Annotated in this window: 1 protein-coding gene; it reads right to left on the minus strand. The window is 72.7% G+C overall.

Translation table 11 applies throughout. The annotated features are described in order from the left end of the window. Positions 1-707: 707 nt before the first annotated feature. A complete protein-coding gene (locus tag IEZ09_RS45810; RefSeq protein ID WP_229813570.1) occupies positions 708-1,946 on the minus strand; it encodes a YeeE/YedE family protein in 1,239 nt (412 codons plus the stop codon). Positions 1,947-2,097: the final 151 nt, after the last annotated feature.

The raw sequence follows: 2,097 nt of genomic DNA on the forward strand, positions 1-2,097 counted from the left end.
CCCGCGCGCCGAGCCGTCACCGCCCGCGCGCCGAGCCGTCACCGCCCGCGCGCCGAGCAGTCACGTCGGTCGGCTGGTCCGCCACGTCGGGCTGTCGACTCGTCGTGTCCGTGCGCCGAGCTGTCACGTCGGCCAGCCGACCCGTCACGCCAGCCCGCCGGGCTGCCATGCAGGCCTGTCGGGGCGTCGCGCGCGTGCAGTCCGAGCCGTCACGCCCGCATGCTGAGCTGTCACGCCCGCATGCTGAGCTGTCACGCCCGCATGCCGAGCCGTCGCGCCCGCAGCCCGGGCCGGACGTCCGCGTGTCGGGCCGTCACCGTCCGCGCGTCGGGCCGCACGTCCGCGCGTCGAGCCGTCACCGTCCGCGCACCGAGCAGTCACGGCCCGCGCCGAGCCGGCACGCCCCCAGTCCGGGTCGCACGTCCGCGCCGAGCCGCCACGTTCGCACGCCGAGCCGTCACCCCCACATGCCGAACCTTTCCGCTGGCGGTTGCGGGTCTGCGTGGCTTGGCGTGCCGAACCTTCCCGCTGGCGGTTGCGGGTCTGCGTGGCCTGGCGCGCCAAGCGATTCCGCCGGGGTTGCGGATCTGCCTGGCCTGGCACGCCGAGCCACTCCGCCGGGACCGGCCAGTCCGCGCGGCCCGGCGCACCCAGGCGTCCGCCGCCCCGCGGCTCAGCACACCTGGGCGTTCGCCGGGCCGCACGGCTCAGCACACCGAGTCGCTCGGCCGCGGGTTCGCCAGCCCGAACAGCGGCCGCAGCCGCAGCCCGATCCACGTGCCGCCGAGCGCGAACACGCCCCACAGCCACCCGTGCAGCGAACCGACGGAGATGCCGCCGAGGTAAGCGCCGATGTTGCAGCCGCCGGCGAGCCGGGCCCCGATGCCCATCAGCACTCCTCCCAGCACGGCGGCCAGGGCCGTGCGCCACGGAATCGTGCTGTGGATCTTCCAGGCCCCTGCCACCGCTGCGGCGATTGCGGCGCCGATCATGATGCCGATGTTCGTCAGCGAGGTCTTGTCCGTCCAGATGGGAGCTGCCAGGGCCTTGGCGTTGGCCGGGGTCTGCCAGAACTCCCACGCTTCCGGGTGCAGGCCTAGCAGTTGCACGACCTTCGCGCCCCACAGGGCGAACGCGAACGTGACGCCCCAGATGCCGCCGGACACCAGGAACACCGCCGCCGCCAGCACGCCCAGCACCACCGCGCCGGCCAGGAGCGGCCACGAGCCGCGGACCAGGCGTGCGATGCCGCGGGCGGTCGGCACCGCGTCGACGGGTGGCGGGGTGCGGCGCGCCTGCACGAGGCGGGTCGCCAGCACGATCAGGACCAGCAGCGCGATCGTGATCAGCCAGGAGCCCCACCAGCCGACGTGGTCGGACAGCACGACGGCGGGGAACGCGGGCCAGCCGTCGAACAGCGGGAAGGCCCAGGTGTAGAACACGGATCCGGCGATGAAGCCGAACAGGGTCAGCACGATCGTGGACTGGCCCGCGCCGACCGCGAACAGCGTTCCGGACGCGCACGCGCCGCCGAGTTGCATGCCGATCGCGAACAGCACTGCGCCGGCCAGCAGCGCCAGGCCGAGCGGGGTGCCGACCGCTTTGGGGACGGAGCCGAAGAGGCCGGAGCCGGTCGAGATGATCAGGGCGATCAACGTCGCGGCCGTGCCGAGCAGCAGCGTGTGGGCCCTGAGGCCCTCGCCGTTGCCGACGGCGATCAGCTGGCGCCAGGCCGGCGTGAAACCGAAGCGGGAGTGGAACAGCGCGAGGCCCAGCGCCAGGCCGAGGGTGAGCAGCACGCCCTGTTTCGCGCCGAAGGAGGTCCAAACGTACCAGGTCAGGCCGACCGCCAGGAGCCCGGCGACGACGAGTGGGACGGTGCGGACCGGTTCCTCGGGAGCGGGAACGGGGGCCGCGCAGGATGTCGGGAAGTACTGCGTCGTCACCGGGATCTCCTCACGGGGCTAGACGAGTAAGTCCTAAGTCCGGGCTGTGTCTGAAGACGGACGAAGGGTGTTCAAGATCCGTTTGTGACGACAGACCTGAACACCCCCTTCTCACCGCACTCTACGTCAAGATCGATGACCACCTCGGCAG

It is taken from the genome of Lentzea flava (genome assembly GCF_014648475.1).
In the GTDB taxonomy this organism is placed as follows: domain Bacteria; phylum Actinomycetota; class Actinomycetes; order Mycobacteriales; family Pseudonocardiaceae; genus Lentzea; species Lentzea flava.